Genomic DNA, 15,743 nt, shown 5'->3' with positions numbered 1-15,743 from the left:
GGGCAGGTCTTCGGGCCTGCCCTTTTCTTTTTGGCCGACATGGTGTTTTCCTGCGCTGAAAGCAGATTGAGGAACCTTATGTCGCTGCAAGATATCACGGCCCGTATTACCAAAGCTGAAACTGCCGCCGGACGGCCTGCCGGGTCTGTCAAATTGATCGCCGTTTCAAAGGTGCAGCCGAATGAACGCGTGCAGGCTGTTCTGGAACGGGGTCATCGCTGTTTTGGCGAAAACAGGGTTCAGGAGGCCGCAGGTAAATGGCCGGGCTTTATGGAGCAGTTCGCTGATATTGATCTGCACTTGATCGGTCCACTGCAGACCAACAAAGCCCGTCAGGCGATTGAGCTGGTCAACTCTATCCATTCGGTCGACCGACCCAAACTGGCCAAAACACTGGCACGGTTGGCGCAAGAGGTTGGCACCTGTCCGGATCTGTTCATTCAGGTCAATACCGGGGACGAGGATCAAAAGGCCGGTATCCTGCCCGCCGATGCTGACGCCTTCATAGCGGAATGCCGTGGGCTGGACCTGCCAATCCAGGGTTTGATGTGCATCCCGCCGGTTGATGAAGAACCCTCGTTGCATTTTGCCTTGCTGGCCAAAATAGCCGAGCGTAATGGTCTGACCGGCCTGTCGATGGGCATGAGTGGCGATTTCGAGCAAGCCATCGCGCTGGGGGCGACCCATGTGCGTGTGGGCTCGGCCATCTTTGGCGAACGGGTCAAGCCGCAGGAATAATCAGCCGCGTACCCGGCGAAATCTGGCCTGCAATCCAGTGCAAGTGGTCCCGTCGGAAGGCAACACAGCCCTCGGTTGGATATCCTGGACGGCGCCATTGGTGAGCAAATATTGCTGATCCGTGACCCGGAACAGCATTGGGCCAGTTCCAATCGGTGATCAACACAAGGTCATACAGAGGATCAGCTCGGCGCAGCTTTTCGTGACTAAAGGCATAAGGCGCGTTGACCAGATTGTTGTACTGGCCGTCCCGCCCGTCATCTGACCACAAATCGCGCGGGCCGATGGGAATTGCCCATGAGGTCGGTTTGGCAATGCGGTCTGGCCGGTAAAGCATTCCGACAATGTGGTGCACGCCAGTGGGAGTGGCCCCATCCCCTTCGCGTTTTGCGGTACTCAACCCGCCTTTGCCGATTGAGCAGGGAAAGACACGCCCGGCAAACCGAACTCCGCGCGGGGTCAGAACCAAATCACTCGGTGTCACAGCAAATGCCCGGATTTGGCCGCCTTGGTCGCAAGATACCCTCGGTTATGGGCGGTTTCACCAACCTTCAGTGGCACACGCTCGGTCACGGCGATACCGGTTTTCTCCATCATCGCGATCTTTGCCGGGTTGTTCGTTAGCAGCCGGACCGAGTTGAATCCCAGAGATTTCAGAATGTCCGAACCCAGCCGGAAATCCCTCTCATCATCTTCAAATCCCAGCCGGTGATTGGCTTCAACCGTATCGAACCCCTGATCCTGCAGGAAGTAAGCGCGCATTTTGTTGGCAAGGCCAATGCCTCGTCCTTCCTGATTGAGATACAGCAGCACCCCAGCCCCTTCCGAGCCCATTTGCGCCAGCGCGCCCCGCAATTGCGGACCACAGTCGCATTTCAGACTGCCCATCAGGTCTCCGGTGAAACAGGCCGAATGCAACCGGGCCAGAACCGGCTTATCTCGATCCGGGCGGCCGATCTCGACGGCATAATGCTCTTCACCGCCATCTTCCGGGCGGAATACGTGCAACCGACCGGCCTCGGACACTTCCATCGGCAGGCGGGCGGCTACGACGGCATGCAGTTCGCTGCGATCGGCCAGATGTGGCGCGGCGCGGGTGTGGTCGATGCATGTCAGGCCATGTGTTGCAGCAAAACTGCGCCCGTCCTCGATAGGCATGACGACGGCGGCAGGCAGCAACCGCGCCGATTTGGTCAAGGCGATGGCGATGCGGTGAAGGTTGGCGTTGCCCTGACGTTCAGTCATCAGGGGGCCTTTCATAGGCGCGTTCAAATCATCTGAAGGATCGGCCACTGCCTGAACCCAGGTGATATCCGCATCGGCTGGGATAATTACCCGTGCCAGATCGCCGTCATAGGCCCGTGCCTTTAGCGTTTCCGCCCGCCGTACGGTGACGGCAACCACCAGCTCCCCCCCAAGCCCGCGTAAATCCGCAAGCCGCTGGGCGCCCAGCGTTTCTGCCGCGATGGCCAGCACGCTGAATCCGCTGTCGTCGGTCAGCGCAACGGGAACCCCCATGCGCAGATCGGCGCGGGCCCGTGCCAGCAATTCTGAAATATCCGGGATCAGACTCATCCGTGTTACCCTGTAACGTTCCGGCCTTCCTGTAGCCTGATAGGAGGGAAATGTGAAACATTTCCTCTGCTTCGGACACGAGGGCGTGAGACGATTGCAGCAAACCTTGTTGATTGCATCTTCCGCACGCAAGTGGTGGAAAAGGCTTAGGAGGACCGGACATGGCTCAGCTCAAGAAAATCCTGCTGGTGGATGACGATGAAGACCTGCGCGAGGCGCTTAGCGAACAACTCGTGATGACCGAGGATTTCGACGTGTTCGAAGCCCATGACGGTCAGTCCGCGATGGAGCGGGCGCGCGAAGCGATTTACGATCTGGTCATTCTGGATGTTGGCCTGCCGGATACTGACGGGCGCGAGCTGTGCCGCCTGATGCGCAAGCAAGGTGTCAAAAGCCCGATTCTGATGCTGACCGGCCATGACAGCGACGCAGATACAATTCTGGGCCTGGATGCCGGTGCGAACGATTATGTCTCGAAACCATTCAAATTCCCGGTGTTGCTGGCCCGTATCCGTGCTCAGCTGCGCCAGCACGAACAATCCGAGGACGCGGTGTTCGTTTTGGGGCCGTATACGTTCAAGCCTGCGATGAAGATGCTGATCACCGAAGAGGATCGCAAAATCAGGCTGACCGAGAAAGAAACCAATATTCTCAAGTTCTTGTACCGTTCGACCGATGGAGTGGTTGCCCGCGACGTGCTGCTGCACGAGGTCTGGGGCTATAACGCCGGTGTTACTACCCATACGCTGGAAACCCACATTTATCGTCTGCGTCAGAAAATCGAGCCCGATCCGTCGAATGCGCGCCTTTTGGTCACAGAATCGGGTGGATATCGCTTGGTCTCCTAACTCGTTGTGGATTGACGTGGATCAAAGTGATACTCTGGATGTGCAATTAGTTTGATTGCAACCCGCGCATGTCCGGGTTTTGACATGCACCTCCCTGTTGGACTGCCGGGCCTGATGGCCCGGCTTTTTTTGCAAATAGGCAAGGTCTGAGATGCAAATCCGATAGCTGGAATTGCTTTCCAATCACAATCTAGCTGGTGCCGTCGTTCTCCAAAACGGTGCCGTACGTTATGCCACTGCGCAAGCTGCGGAAGTCAGCATAAATCTTGCCATCTTCAAAGGTTGCATCGATCAAGCCGTTAACCTGCCGGTCTTCCCCAACCCGGGTTTCGACCATAGCGATTGAGCCAGAGCCATCTTGGCTGATCGTTCCGGTAACCTGGGCTTCGTTCCACCGGTCCGAGTCGGTACGGCTCCACTTGCTGGTTCCCCAGAACGCATTGTCTTGTTGTTCCTTGATCTCAAGAACCCACTCGGATTGGTTGAAGCGTGGGGCTCCGTCGCTGTGTTCGTTGGGCAGGGCCGCAACGGTGTGAGTGCCGCTCCATACTCCGCGCAGGTCGGGGGTGTTTTCCGCGACTGCATGGGTTGCAAAGGCAAGGGTGCTGGCCAGCGCTGCGGCGCCAAGTGTCTTAAATCTGGTCATCGTCTCCTCCGTTTTCTAGTCACAAATGTTGGGAACCGATGATCCGATTTCTATGTTGTAAACATAACATAAATTGGATTTAATCTGCGCTTTATAAAGGGCCATGAAGGGTAGATAGCGTCTGCTCTAAACCGAAAACTGGCTCAAACTCTTTTTCTCATGGCACCGGATGAAACGCCACGCTAACCTCCGCTCAACCGCGACAGAGGAATCCCCCATGCCCTTTACCCTTGCCACCTGGAACATCAACTCGGTCCGCCTGCGTGAGCCTATCGTGTTGAAATTGCTGCAGGAAGAAGCCCCCGATGTCCTGTGTCTGCAGGAATGCAAGTCGCCGGTCGAAAAGATTCCGACCGAAGGGTTCGCCGAACTGGGCTACACTCACATGATCGCACGAGGGCAAAAGGGCTATAACGGCGTCGCCATCCTGTCTCGTCTGCCGATGGAAGAGGTCGGCGACAAGGATTTCGCGGGCCTCGGCCACGCCCGTCACATCGCCGGGCGGTTGGAAAACGGGGTGACGATCCACAATTTCTATGTCCCCGCCGGTGGCGATATTCCGGATCGAGAGAAGAATGAGAAGTTTGGGCAAAAGCTCGATTACCTCTCGGACATGCGCGACTGGTTCCATGCAGAAAAGCCGGAAAAATCCATTTTGGTCGGAGATCTGAACATCGCCCCGCGTGAGGATGACGTCTGGTCGCACAAGCAACTGCTCAAGGTCGTTTCGCACACCCCGATCGAGGTTGAGGCGCTGGCTGAAACCCAGGATGCTGGCGGTTGGGTCGATGTCACTCGGCAGGATATCCCCGAGGGGCAGTTGTATAGCTGGTGGTCTTACCGAGCGCGCGATTGGGATGCGGCGGACAAGGGCCGGCGGCTGGATCACGTCTGGGCGACCCCCGATATCTCGAACGCGGGTCATTCCAGCCGCGTCCTGCGCGATGCGCGCGGGTGGGAGAAGCCCAGCGACCATGCGCCGGTTTTTGCGACATTCGACCTGTGATTGTGTAACTCTGCCCTTGGTTTCCGCTGCCAGCGGTTGCATATAGGGCGCAAGTTCGAACCGGAGAGTGAAAACCATGGATCTTCTGAACGCCGCAGCCAGCCCCGAGGCCACCGATCTGATCAAGGACGGGTCCGAGGCGACCTTTATGGCCGATGTGGTCGAGGCTTCTCAGGAAACGCCCATCATCGTAGATTTCTGGGCACCCTGGTGTGGCCCTTGCAAGACCCTCATACCCCTGTTGGAAGAGGCCGTGACCGCCGCAAAAGGCGCGGTGAAGATGGTCAAGATCAACGTGGATGAGGCGCAGATGATTGCCTCGCAAATGCGCGTTCAGTCGGTTCCGACGGTTTATGCCTTTTATAAAGGTCAGCCCGTGGATGGGTTTCAGGGCGCGCTGCCTGGGTCCGAGATCAAGGCCTTTATCGACCGCGTAATCGAAGCAGCAGGCGGCGAAAGCCCCGGTGGCCAACTGGACGATGCGGTTGAAGCGGCCGAAGAGATGCTGGCCGATGGTGCCGCTGTCGACGCGGCCCAGACCTTTGCTGCGATTCTGGGTGAAGATCCGAACCATGCCGCGGCTTATGGCGGGCTGGTTCGTGCGCACATCGCATCAGGCGATCTGGAACAGGCCGAAGCCATCCTGAACGGCGCACCTGCCGAGATTTCCACCTCGGCTGAGGTTGAGGCCGCTCATGCCCAGCTGGAATTGGCGAAACAGGCTGCCGATGCAGGTCCGGTGGGAGAACTGAAAGCTGCGGTAGACGCCGACGCCGACAATCATCAGGCGCGCTTCGATTTGGCACAGGCGCTGCATGCCAATGGCGAAGTGGAAGAGGCGGTTGCACAGCTGCTTGAACTGTTCCGTCGCGATCGCGAATGGAATGACGGTGCCGCCAAGGCGCAGCTGTTCACCATCTTCGACGCGCTCAAGCCCAATGATCCGATTGTTCTGAATGGACGGCGCAAGCTCAGCTCGATGATATTTGCCTAATTCGGGATCAGAGCTACACTCGGATACATGATGCATCCCGCTGACCTGCCGGAAACGGTATCCGTTTTTCCATTGCCTGGGGCGCTGTTGTTGCCCCGCTCGCGCCTGCCGCTGCATATATTCGAGCCGCGCTATTTGCAGATGCTGGACGACGCCCTGAAAACGCAGGAGCGGTTGATTGGCATGGTCCAACCGAACCCGTGTCAGAGCAACGAAGACAAGCTGCACCAAATCGGTTGCGCCGGACGGGTGACGCAGTTTTCGGAAACCGAAGATGGTCGTTATCTGATCACCCTGACGGGTATTTCCCGGTTTCGCGTCCAGTCTGAGCTGGACGCCTTTACTCCGTATCGGCGCTGCTCTGTGTCGTGGGGCGGGTTTGATCGCGATCTCGGCCGGGCCGAGATAGATGACAGCTTTAATCGCGCCTCATTTATGGGGTTGCTGGAGCGGTTTTTCACCTCGCGCCAGTTGTCGACCGATTGGGAAACCTTGAAAGATGCTGATGATGAGTTGTTGGTGAATTCACTGTCGATGTTGTTGGATTTCGACCCCGAAGAAAAACAGGCTTTGCTTGAGGCCCCCTGCTTGCGCACCCGGCGCGAGACGCTGGTGACACTGATAGAATTCGCCATGCGCGGCGGAACGAATGAGGAAAAACTGCAATGACCGAGCCCCAACACCCTTTTGACCGGCATATGCTGGAGGCGTTGATCTGTCCGCAGACGCATTCGACCTTGCACTACGATGCCGAAAAGCAGGAATTGGTGTCCAAGGCGGCCAATTTGGCCTTTCCGATCCGTAATGGGATTCCGGTGATGTTGGTCGATGAGGCGCGCGAACTGGACTAGATCGCGCGACCTTGCAGCAGTTTCGGCAGGTCTCCGGTCAGCCCGGCGGCTTCGCGTACAAAGCCGCGACGCAGGCCGGGAAGCGAGCCGACGATCCCCATCCCGATATCGCGCCCGATCCGCAGCAGCGGATTGTCGTTGGAAAACAGCTTGTTGAATACATCGGTCGCCATGGCCAGCGCCGCCGTGTCGAACCGCCGCCACTCCTGATAGCGTTCCAGAACCAGAACGGAGCCGATATCCTCGCCGCGCCGTCCAGCCAGCGTCAGCACTTCGGCCAGGGCACCCACATCGCGCAGACCCGCGTTCAGGCCTTGCCCGGCGATTGGGTGCATGCCGTGGGCGGCGTCTCCGACCAGGGCCATGCGGTCGCCAATGAAGGAATTGGCGATGGTCAGATTCAGCGGATAGGTGAACCGGTCGCCTTGCAGGCGGATTTCGCCCAGAAAATCACCAAAACGGGGGCGCAGAACCTGCAGGTATTCGTCTTCGGGCAGGGCGTTGATGTGCTGCGCCGTCTCTGTCCGCTCGCTCCAGACGATGGAGCTGCGGTTGCCGGTCAGGGGCAGAATGGCCAGCGGGCCGGGTGGCATAAAGAACTGATGGGCAACGCCGTGGTGCGGCAAATCATGCTCGATAGCGCAGACAAGCGCGGTCTGGCCGTAATCCCAGCCAGAGCGCTTGATGCCTGACCGCGCAGCGGTCCCGCTGCGGCGGCCATCACAGCCGACTAATATTGAGCCGGACAGGGCGCTGCCGTCGTTCAGGGTCAGCGTCACGCCAGTTGCGCCGCAATCCTGAGCGACAACGGTCCGGCCGCTAATTTCAGTGATGGCAGTTTCTTCGGCCATTGCCTCCAGAAAGGCGCGGCGCAGGTGGCGATCCTCGACCATGTAGCCCATCGGGCCTTCTTCGATCTCGGCATGGTCGAAATGCATGAAGAACGGGGAGGGTCCAGCGCCTACATGGCCATCGGTGACTTTGATTTCCAGCATGGGCTGGGCGTGATCGGCCACCCGATCCCAGACCCCGATCGCATCCAGCAACCGTTGCGAGGCCAGCGCCAGCGCATAGGCACGACCGTCAAAAGCAGCATTCTTGCGCACTTTATTAGCCAGTGCGTCGATCACGGTAACCGAATGGCCGGTTTGCGCTAGTGCCAAAGCCAAAGCCGGGCCATTCAGGCCGCCGCCAACGATCAGGATATCCGAGGTTTGTTCCATGCCCCGCAATATGCGCGCCCATTCGGGATTGTCCATGTGCGGTCCTGTCGCTACCGTCCGTCAAAGCGTAAATTTTTCAAGGGGGCAGGGATGCAGGATTGGCTGACCATGACAGCGTGTGATCTGGGTCGAGGCATCGGAATGGGGCGGATCGACCCGGTGGAATTGACCGAAACCTATCTGTCTGCCATCGACGAACATCCCCACAGCGACCGGATTTATGCCCGTGTCACCCATGATCGCGCCCGGTCTGAGGCCGCAGCGGCGCAAGCCCGCGCCAAGCTGGGACAGCGCCTGTCGCTTTTGGATGGTGTCCCGATCAGTTGGAAAGACCTGTTCGACACTGCCGGTATCGGAACCGAGTCCGGCTCAGCCCTGCTTAAGGGCCGGGTGCCGGAAAGTGACGCGGTTGTGGTGCGCAATGCCACCGCCTTGGGGGCGGTCTGTCTGGGCAAAACCCATATGAGCGAGCTGGCCTTTTCCGGCCTCGGCTTGAACCCGATTACCGGTACGCCGCCCTGCGTTGATGATGAAGAGGCCGTGCCGGGCGGATCTTCGTCTGGTGCCGGGGCCTCGGTGGCCTGGGGATTGGCGGCTGGCGGGATGGGTTCGGATACTGGCGGATCGGTTCGTATTCCGGCGGCTTGGAACAACCTGGTCGGTCTGAAAACCACCGCAGGGCGGATCAGCCTGGAAGGGGTGGTGCCTTTGTGTCTGCGCTTCGATACCGCCGGTCCGCTGACCCGATCCGTTGAGGATGCTGGGCATATGCTGGCGCTGTTGGAGGGCGGCACCCCGGCGGACCTACGAGGGGCCAGTCTGAAAGGTCGCCGCTTTGCGGATCTGCAAAACGTCGCCAAGGATGACCTGCGCGAAGCGCCAGGCAGAGCTTTTGAGGACGCTGTCGACCGGTTGCGCGATGCTGGCGCGGAAATCGTGCCGCTGGAAGTTCTCGAACTGAACGAAGCGATGGGGCTATCCGGTCTTCTCTACACAACCGAAGCCTACGGTTTGTGGCGCGACGTGATCGAGGCCAACCCAGACGCCATGTACCCTGAGATTCTGGCGCGGTTCCGCGCAGGTAAGGATAACTCGGGGCCCGATTACATCGCTGCGTGGTCCAAGTTGAAAGCCTGCCGTGCTGCTTGGGATGCGGCCACGTCTGGCTTTGACGCCGTTCTGGCCCCAACAGCCCCAATTCTACCACCGAATCTGGACCGGTTGATGAATGATCACGAATATTACGTGACTGAAAACCTGCTGGCGCTGCGCAATACACGGATCGGAAACCTGATGGGCCTGGCGGCTCTGACCCTGCCCACAGGCACCCCCGGTTGCGGGCTGATGATGATGGGCTATCCAGGCTCGGAAGAGGTGCTTTTGCGGCTTGGATCAGCGGTCGAGGCTGCGTTGGCCTGAATGCCACAATCCCCTGATTCGGCACCTCTTTGTCTGGACGAAGCCGGGTGCGGCCTGTAATCTGCTAAAAAAACGGGGCGAAAATGATCCCGATATTGAGGCAGCAGTTATGAATTTCCCCGAGCGGTTTTCGAACCTACCGGAATACGCTTTTCCGCGTCTGCGCACCCTGTTGGACCATCACCAGCCGGGTGGAGATGTGATTCACATGACCATCGGCGCGCCGATGCATGACTTCCCAGCTTGGGTGACGGATGTGATCATGGAGAACGCTGCGGGGTTTCAGGGCTATCCGCCGAATGAGGGCTCACCCGAGCTGCGCGGCGCGATCACCGACTGGATCAAGCGCCGCTATGGTGTGGCGATGGACCCCGAAACCAACGTGATGGCCCTGAACGGCACGCGCGAGGGGTTGTATAATGCTGCCATGGCGCTGTGCCCGGAACAGAAGAATGGCCAGAAACCGGTCGTCCTGTGCCCGAACCCGTTTTATCAGGTTTATATGGTCGCCTCGATCTCGGTCGGGGCCGAGCCGATCTTTGTGCCTGCGACCGCCGCAACGGGTCATCTGCCGGATTATGCAGGGCTGCCCGAGGATGTGCTGAACCGCACCGCTGTGGCTTATATCTGCTCGCCTGCTAACCCGCAGGGGGCCGTTGCCTCGCGCGACTACTGGGCCGAGTTGATCCAGCTGGCTGAGAAATACGATTTCCGCATCTTCGCGGATGAGTGTTATTCCGAGATTTACCGCAATGAGGCCCCCGCCGGGGCCTTGACCGTTGCGCAGGAGCTTGGGGCCGATACTGAGCGGGTCACGCTGTTCAACTCGCTGTCTAAGAGGTCGAATCTGGCTGGGCTACGGTCCGGTCTGATTGCGGGTGGACCCGAGACTATCAAACGGGTCAAGCAGTTACGCAGTTATGCGGGCGCGCCTTTGCCCGCTCCGCTGCAGGCCGCTGCCGCACGGGTTTGGGCGGACGAGGCGCATGTCGCTGAGAACCGCGCGATGTATCAGGAAAAATACGCGATTGCCGATGAGGTTTTCGCCAATGTTCAGGGTTATATGCCGCCCGAGGCTGGGTTTTTCCTGTGGCTGCCGGTCGAAAATGGTGAAGAAACCGCATTGAAGCTGTGGCAGCAAACCGGGGTGCGGGTGCTGCCGGGCGCATATCTTTCTCAAGGTGATCCGGGGCAAAATCCGGGCGAGCAATTTATCCGGGTCGCGATGGTGGCCCCAAAAACAGAGATGAAGCGCGGACTGATCACGCTCCGCGACTGCATCTATTCGTGAGGTACGAGGGCAAAATGGCATCATATAACGCGCGCAACCGCGATCCATTGCTGGACAGCACGACTCAGGCCGCGATTGAGCGGCGCAGCAAAGAGCTGATCGGGATCGCATTGATCCTGCTGGGACTGGCCGCTGCTGCGATGATCTGGTCCTATACGCCGGATGATCCGAACTGGATGGTGTCGACAGATGCGCCGGTGCAGAACTGGATGGGCCGGATCGGGGCCTCGATCGCGGCACCGTTGTTCATGATCGTAGGCTGGGGCAGTTGGAGCATCGCGCTGGTTCTGATCGGCTGGGGCGTGCGCTTTGCCGGGCATTTCGGTGAGGAACGCGCCGTTGGTCGTTTGATCTTTGCGCCGATCTGGATTGCCATTGTCTCGGTTTATGCCGCGACGCTGGTGCCGGGGGAGGCCTGGCGCGCGACCCACAGCTTTGGTCTGGGTGGCCTGTTTGGCGATACCGTCATGGGCGCGCTTCTGACATTGCTGCCGATTTCCTCGCATTTCATGGTCAAGCTGATGTCACTGGCCATGGCGGCCGGGATGCTGGCGCTTGGTGTTTTTGTGCTGGGTTTCACCAAAGCGGATGTGCGCAAGGGATTCCGCGCCTTTCTGCTGGGTTTGGTCATGGCCTATGACATGCTGATGAACATGCTGGGCCGCAGGGCCACCGCCACCGCGCAGGCTGCGCGCGACCGGCGCGCGCAGTGGGAGGACCGCAAGGCCGCTCGTGCTGAGGCCGCCGAAGCCGTGTTTGACGATGATCTGGCCTATGCCGATCCGGTGTTCGAAGAGCCTGAATACGACGAACCCGAGCCCGCCAAACCAGGTCTGCTGGCGCGGATGCCTAGCCTGATCCGCCGACCCGAACCGATGATCGAGCCCGAGCTGGTCGATCCCGAACCAGTTGCCGGGTTTGACGAGATGCCGGGTGAGGATCGTATCCGGTCCAAAATCTCTGCTGCCGTGCGCAATCGCAAGGTTGCCATCGGCGAGATGACGCCTGAGCCTGATCCAAACCTGCCGCTGACCAAAGGACGTGGCCGGGGACCCGATCCGCTGATCCTGAACCCCAGAGGCGGCGACGAGCTGCCGCCCGAACCGCCGATGACCTCGGCCGGTCTGCCGCCGGAACCAATGCTGACAGCAGAGCCCGCACCAGAGTGGCAGCAAGAGCCGTTGCATCAGGATTTTGTGCCTGAGCCCGATTACGAGGACGAAGCTGTGTTCGAGGATGCACCCGCGCCCGAACCCGCGCCACAGCCGCGCCCCGCGATGAAGATACCGGTGGCCGAGCCACGCAAACCGGTGGTGGCACAGCCTGTACGCCGGACCCCGCCGCCTTCGCGCCGCGCTCAGGCCGAGGCGCAGCCCACTCTGTCCTTCGAGGAACGGCATTCCGATTTCGAATTGCCGCCGTTGAACCTGTTGTCCAACCCGGCCAGCATTCAACGCCATCACCTCAGCGATGAGGCGTTGGAAGAAAACGCGCGTATGCTGGAAAATGTATTGGACGATTACGGCGTCAAAGGTGAGATCACCAGCGTGCGCCCCGGCCCGGTTGTCACCATGTATGAACTAGAACCGGCCCCGGGCCTGAAGGCCAGCCGTGTGATCGGTCTGGCGGATGACATCGCCCGATCAATGTCGGCCTTGTCGGCGCGGGTTTCGACCCTGCCGGGCCGCTCGGTGATCGGGATCGAATTGCCCAATGAAAACCGCGAGATGGTTGTGCTGCGCGAAATCCTCGCCAGCCGCGATTTCGGGGATGGCAACCACGCGCTGCCTCTGGCGTTGGGCAAGGATATTGGCGGTGAGTCTGTTGTGGCGAACCTGGCCAAGATGCCTCACCTGCTGATCGCGGGGACCACCGGTTCCGGTAAATCGGTGGCGATCAATACCATGATCCTGTCATTGCTGTACAAGCTGACACCGGACGAATGCCGCCTGATCATGATCGACCCCAAGATGCTGGAACTGTCGGTCTATGATGGCATCCCGCATCTCCTGTCGCCTGTTGTGACCGACCCGAAAAAGGCGGTTGTTGCCCTGAAATGGGTCGTGGGCGAGATGGAGGATCGCTATCGCAAGATGTCCAAGATGGGCGTCCGCAACATTGCCGGCTACAACGGCCGCGTGAAGGACGCACTGGCCAAGGGTGAACTGTTCAGCCGCACGGTCCAGACCGGGTTCGACGAAGAAACCGGCGAGCCGATGTTTGAGACCGAGGAATTTGCCCCCGAGGCGATGCCCTATATCGTCGTTATCGTCGATGAGATGGCAGACCTGATGATGGTTGCGGGTAAAGAGATCGAAGCCTGTATTCAACGTCTTGCGCAGATGGCGCGGGCCTCGGGTATTCACCTGATCATGGCCACGCAGCGCCCCTCGGTCGACGTCATCACCGGGACGATCAAAGCAAACTTCCCGACCCGGATCTCGTTCCAGGTGACCTCGAAAGTCGACAGCCGGACCATTCTTGGCGAAATGGGGGCTGAGCAACTGCTGGGGCAGGGCGATATGCTTTATATGGCGGGCGGAGCTAAGATCACCCGCTGCCACGGACCCTTTGTCTCGGATGAAGAGGTCGAAGAAATCGTCAACCATCTGAAACAGTTCGGCCCGCCGGACTATGTGGGCAGCGTTCTTGACGGCCCGGCCGAGGACAAAGCTGACAATATCGACGCTGTTCTGGGTTTGAACACTGGTGGCAACACCAATGGAGAGGATGCCTTGTACGATCAGGCTGTGGCGATCGTGATCAAGGATCGCAAATGCTCGACCTCTTACATCCAGCGGAAACTTGCCATCGGCTATAACAAAGCTGCGCGACTTGTTGAGCAGATGGAGGACGAAGGCGTTGTTTCTTCGGCAAATCACGTCGGTAAGCGGGAAATCCTCGTCCCCGAGCAGTAGGATATTTAATAACAAGGGCAGAGAGCATATCTGTTAAGCATGAAACAGATTGCTTTTGCCCTTGCTCTGACCCTGGCCGCGCCTGCCGCCTGGGCCGCCGACAAGCTGCCATTGTCGCAGATATCCAATTATCTGAACGGTCTGAAAACTGTTCAGACGACATTCACTCAGGTCAACGACGACGGCTCGCTGAGCACTGGCAAGCTGTGGATGCAACGGCCTGGTAAGATGCGGTTTGAATATGACCCACCAAACAGCGCCGTTGTTCTTGCTAATACGGGCACGGTGCAAATATTCGACCCCAAGTCGAACCAGCCGCCCGAGCAATACCCGCTGAAGCGTACGCCGCTTTCATTGGTGTTGGCGCGCAATGTGAATCTGGGACAGGCGAATATGGTCGTGGCTCATGACTTCGACGGCACGGCCACAGTTGTCACCGCGCAAGACCCCAAAAACCCCGAGTCTGGCCGGATTGAATTGATGTTCACTGATAACCCGGTCGAGCTGCGCAAATGGGTGATCCATGACAACGCAGGCACGCAGACAACCGTGCTGCTGGGGCAGCTGGATACAGGTGGCAGTCTGAGCCGAGATCTGTTTACGAAATCGAAAAGAAGCGGGTCAGGCAATCGCTGACCCGCGTTCCACTCAATAGCGGCATCCAGACAATTGCGCCTGATACAGTTTGGCGCGCGCATCAACGTCATTGGCGACATTCAACAACCAGGTCTTGCTATAGTGGCTGCCCCGGGCATAGCCGGTGTGGCCCTCATGATAGGCAAGGTATTGGTTGCGGGTGTCGCTGGGGTGAATACCGTTCCGTTGGTGGCTCTTGTTCATGTACCAGCCAATGAAATCCGACGCGTCGCGGATACGGTCACGCTTTGCCCGGCGCTTGCCGGTTTCCTTCTGGTATTCATCCCAGGTGCCGTCCAGCGCCTGACTGAAGCCATAGGCGCTGCTCTGCCGACCCATCGGGATCACACCCAGAACGTATTTATGCGGTGTGCGCGCGTCATGCTTATAGCGGCTTTCCTGGTAGATTGTCGCCATTTGAACGTGGACCGGGACGCCCCATTTCCGCTCGGTGCTTTTGAAGGCCTTCATATAGTCAGGCCGTTCGCGCGCAATGCTGCACGCGTCATTCAGCTTGCTGGGTGGCTGTTTAGAGCCACCCCCACAGGATGCCAAAAGCAGCACCCCGAAGAGTACGATAAGAATTCTGCTCATGTGCCTCGTGCCTTTTTTCTTTATTCTAGCGCAGATTGAGCTTTGAGGAAATCACAATCGCTACAGAACAATAGCTAGAATTATAGGTAATGCACCCACCGACAGTGCCGTTGAGACCATGACCATCCCGGCAACAGCATCGGAATCGGCCTTAAACCGCTCGGCTAGTAGATATGAGGTCACGGCTACAGGAGTGCACATCTGTAGCACCAGAACGCCAAAAGCCACGGTCTCCAGCTTGAAAATCAATGCCACAACCCAGCCCAGTGCGAAGCAGATACCTAGCTTAAGAAGCGACAGCCAGACCGCCTGGCTCAGCCGGTGTGTTGTCAGCCTCGCCACTGCCACGCCCAGCGTTATCAGCATCAAAGGCACCGCCATCTGGCCCAACAATTCCAATGTGTTTGTCAGGAACAGGGGCGTTTGCCACCCGCGCCACAAGAATAGCGCTCCCAAGAGGGTGGCCCAGACCATCGGTTCGCGCACAACTTTGCCGAACGCGCCTTTCCCGGCCACAAGGTAGATGCCGTACGTGAACGAAAACAACGCCGTTACCGACAGGAAAATCACCGCATAGCCCAATCCGGCCTGTCCGAAAGCAAAAATGCATAATGGAAGGCCCAGATTGCCGGTGTTCCCGAAAATCAGCGGTGACAGATAGGTGCGCTGTTCAAGTTTCAGTCCACGCACGATCAGCCAGAACGCCGTTGCCATCACCAGATTGGCCGTGATCGCAGCGACGGTGAATCGGGAAAGATCGCCGCCCGGAATGTCGGTTTGCATCAGCGCCACAAAGATCAGACTGGGCACTGCAAGGGTCATGGCAAAGCGAGTTACGAACTGCAGGCGATACTCGAATCCAAGCTTGACCCAGGCAAATCCGATACCCGCCAGAATAAACACCGGTGCGACGATTTCGAACACTGTCAGCAAGAGGTTCACAGACTGTTTCCCTTATTTTCGGATCAATGATTGGCATTTCGGCCCGGAAAGAGGTAGTAAGA

The 15,743-nt window shown here is 58.7% G+C and carries 16 protein-coding genes; 10 read left to right on the top strand and 6 right to left on the bottom strand.

The annotated features are described in order from the left end of the window. The first annotated feature begins 78 nt into the window (after positions 1 to 78). Positions 79 to 738, top strand: coding sequence for a YggS family pyridoxal phosphate-dependent enzyme (locus tag ACR0DT_RS18240; RefSeq protein WP_480712115.1), 660 nt, complete (start codon positions 79 to 81; stop codon positions 736 to 738). Here the strand turns inward: ACR0DT_RS18240 and ACR0DT_RS18235 are convergent. Both ACR0DT_RS18235 and ribA read right to left on the bottom strand, forming a co-directional pair. Next, positions 722 to 1,222 (bottom strand): L,D-transpeptidase family protein, encoded by a 501-nt coding sequence (locus ACR0DT_RS18235; RefSeq protein WP_480712114.1) that lies wholly within the window; start codon positions 1,220 to 1,222, stop codon positions 722 to 724. The two genes, ACR0DT_RS18240 and ACR0DT_RS18235, sit on opposite strands and share 17 nt — an antisense overlap. Then, positions 1,219 to 2,313, bottom strand: coding sequence for a GTP cyclohydrolase II (gene ribA, locus ACR0DT_RS18230; protein WP_480712113.1), 1,095 nt, complete (start codon positions 2,311 to 2,313; stop codon positions 1,219 to 1,221). The genes ACR0DT_RS18235 and ribA overlap by 4 nt, the downstream gene beginning before the upstream one ends. 161 nt (positions 2,314 to 2,474) lie before the next feature. Here ribA and ACR0DT_RS18225 point away from each other — a divergent pair, with 161 nt between their 5' ends. Next, the gene (locus ACR0DT_RS18225) at positions 2,475 to 3,161 is read left to right on the top strand and encodes a response regulator transcription factor (RefSeq protein WP_058283107.1); all 687 of its coding nucleotides are present in this window, start codon (positions 2,475 to 2,477) and stop codon (positions 3,159 to 3,161) included. A gap of 190 nt (positions 3,162 to 3,351) precedes the next feature. Here the strand turns inward: ACR0DT_RS18225 and ACR0DT_RS18220 are convergent, their stop codons facing one another. Next, positions 3,352 to 3,807 (bottom strand): hypothetical protein, encoded by a 456-nt coding sequence (locus tag ACR0DT_RS18220; protein ID WP_480712112.1) that lies wholly within the window; start codon positions 3,805 to 3,807, stop codon positions 3,352 to 3,354. 217 nt (positions 3,808 to 4,024) lie between these two features. Here ACR0DT_RS18220 and ACR0DT_RS18215 point away from each other — a divergent pair, with 217 nt between their 5' ends. The 4 genes from ACR0DT_RS18215 to ACR0DT_RS18200 all read left to right on the top strand — a co-directional run bounded on the left by ACR0DT_RS18215 (position 4,025) and on the right by ACR0DT_RS18200 (position 6,658). Beyond that, entirely contained in the window at positions 4,025 to 4,813 is a 789-nt protein-coding gene (locus ACR0DT_RS18215; protein WP_480712111.1) for an exodeoxyribonuclease III, read from the top strand. A 76-nt stretch (positions 4,814 to 4,889) separates the two neighbouring features. Next, positions 4,890 to 5,807 carry a tetratricopeptide repeat protein gene (locus tag ACR0DT_RS18210; RefSeq protein WP_480712110.1) on the top strand — a complete coding sequence of 306 codons (918 nt, stop codon included), beginning with the start codon at positions 4,890 to 4,892 and terminating at the stop codon, positions 5,805 to 5,807. A 27-nt stretch (positions 5,808 to 5,834) separates the two neighbouring features. After that, entirely contained in the window at positions 5,835 to 6,476 is a 642-nt protein-coding gene (locus ACR0DT_RS18205) for an LON peptidase substrate-binding domain-containing protein (protein WP_480712109.1), read from the top strand. Beyond that, positions 6,473 to 6,658, top strand: a complete 186-nt coding sequence (locus ACR0DT_RS18200) for a Trm112 family protein (protein ID WP_480712108.1) — start codon at positions 6,473 to 6,475, stop codon at positions 6,656 to 6,658. The genes ACR0DT_RS18205 and ACR0DT_RS18200 overlap by 4 nt, the downstream gene beginning before the upstream one ends. Here the strand turns inward: ACR0DT_RS18200 and ACR0DT_RS18195 are convergent. After that, positions 6,655 to 7,917: an FAD-dependent monooxygenase gene (locus ACR0DT_RS18195; protein WP_480712107.1), complete on the bottom strand. Its 1,263-nt coding sequence runs from the start codon at positions 7,915 to 7,917 to the stop codon at positions 6,655 to 6,657. The genes ACR0DT_RS18200 and ACR0DT_RS18195 overlap by 4 nt on opposite strands. Positions 7,918 to 7,971: 54 nt before the next feature. Between ACR0DT_RS18195 and ACR0DT_RS18190 the strand changes: the two genes are divergently transcribed. The 4 genes from ACR0DT_RS18190 (at position 7,972) to ACR0DT_RS18175 (ending at position 14,145) form a co-directional block, all read left to right on the top strand. Beyond that, positions 7,972 to 9,300 (top strand): amidase, encoded by a 1,329-nt coding sequence (locus ACR0DT_RS18190; RefSeq protein ID WP_480712106.1) that lies wholly within the window; start codon positions 7,972 to 7,974, stop codon positions 9,298 to 9,300. Between the two features lie 109 nt (positions 9,301 to 9,409). Next, entirely contained in the window at positions 9,410 to 10,591 is a 1,182-nt protein-coding gene (locus ACR0DT_RS18185; RefSeq protein ID WP_480712105.1) for an aminotransferase class I/II-fold pyridoxal phosphate-dependent enzyme, read from the top strand. Between the two features lie 14 nt (positions 10,592 to 10,605). After that, on the top strand, positions 10,606 to 13,509 hold the full coding sequence (locus ACR0DT_RS18180; protein WP_480712104.1) for a DNA translocase FtsK: 2,904 nt from the start codon (positions 10,606 to 10,608) through the stop codon (positions 13,507 to 13,509). A 39-nt stretch (positions 13,510 to 13,548) separates the two neighbouring features. Continuing rightward, the gene (locus tag ACR0DT_RS18175; protein ID WP_480712103.1) at positions 13,549 to 14,145 is read left to right on the top strand and encodes a LolA family protein; all 597 of its coding nucleotides are present in this window, start codon (positions 13,549 to 13,551) and stop codon (positions 14,143 to 14,145) included. A gap of 12 nt (positions 14,146 to 14,157) precedes the next feature. Here ACR0DT_RS18175 and ACR0DT_RS18170 read toward each other — a convergent pair whose 3' ends face one another. Further along, positions 14,158 to 14,739 carry a transglycosylase SLT domain-containing protein gene (locus ACR0DT_RS18170; RefSeq protein ID WP_480712102.1) on the bottom strand — a complete coding sequence of 194 codons (582 nt, stop codon included), beginning with the start codon at positions 14,737 to 14,739 and terminating at the stop codon, positions 14,158 to 14,160. Positions 14,740 to 14,799: 60 nt separating this feature from the next. After that, positions 14,800 to 15,681: an AEC family transporter gene (locus ACR0DT_RS18165; protein WP_480712101.1), complete on the bottom strand. Its 882-nt coding sequence runs from the start codon at positions 15,679 to 15,681 to the stop codon at positions 14,800 to 14,802. Between the last annotated feature and the right edge of the window lie 62 nt (positions 15,682 to 15,743).

This window comes from Ruegeria sp. BI11, assembly GCF_056538005.1.
Note: the sequence above shows the minus strand (reverse complement) of the source record. Positions and strands in the feature narration are given on the sequence as shown.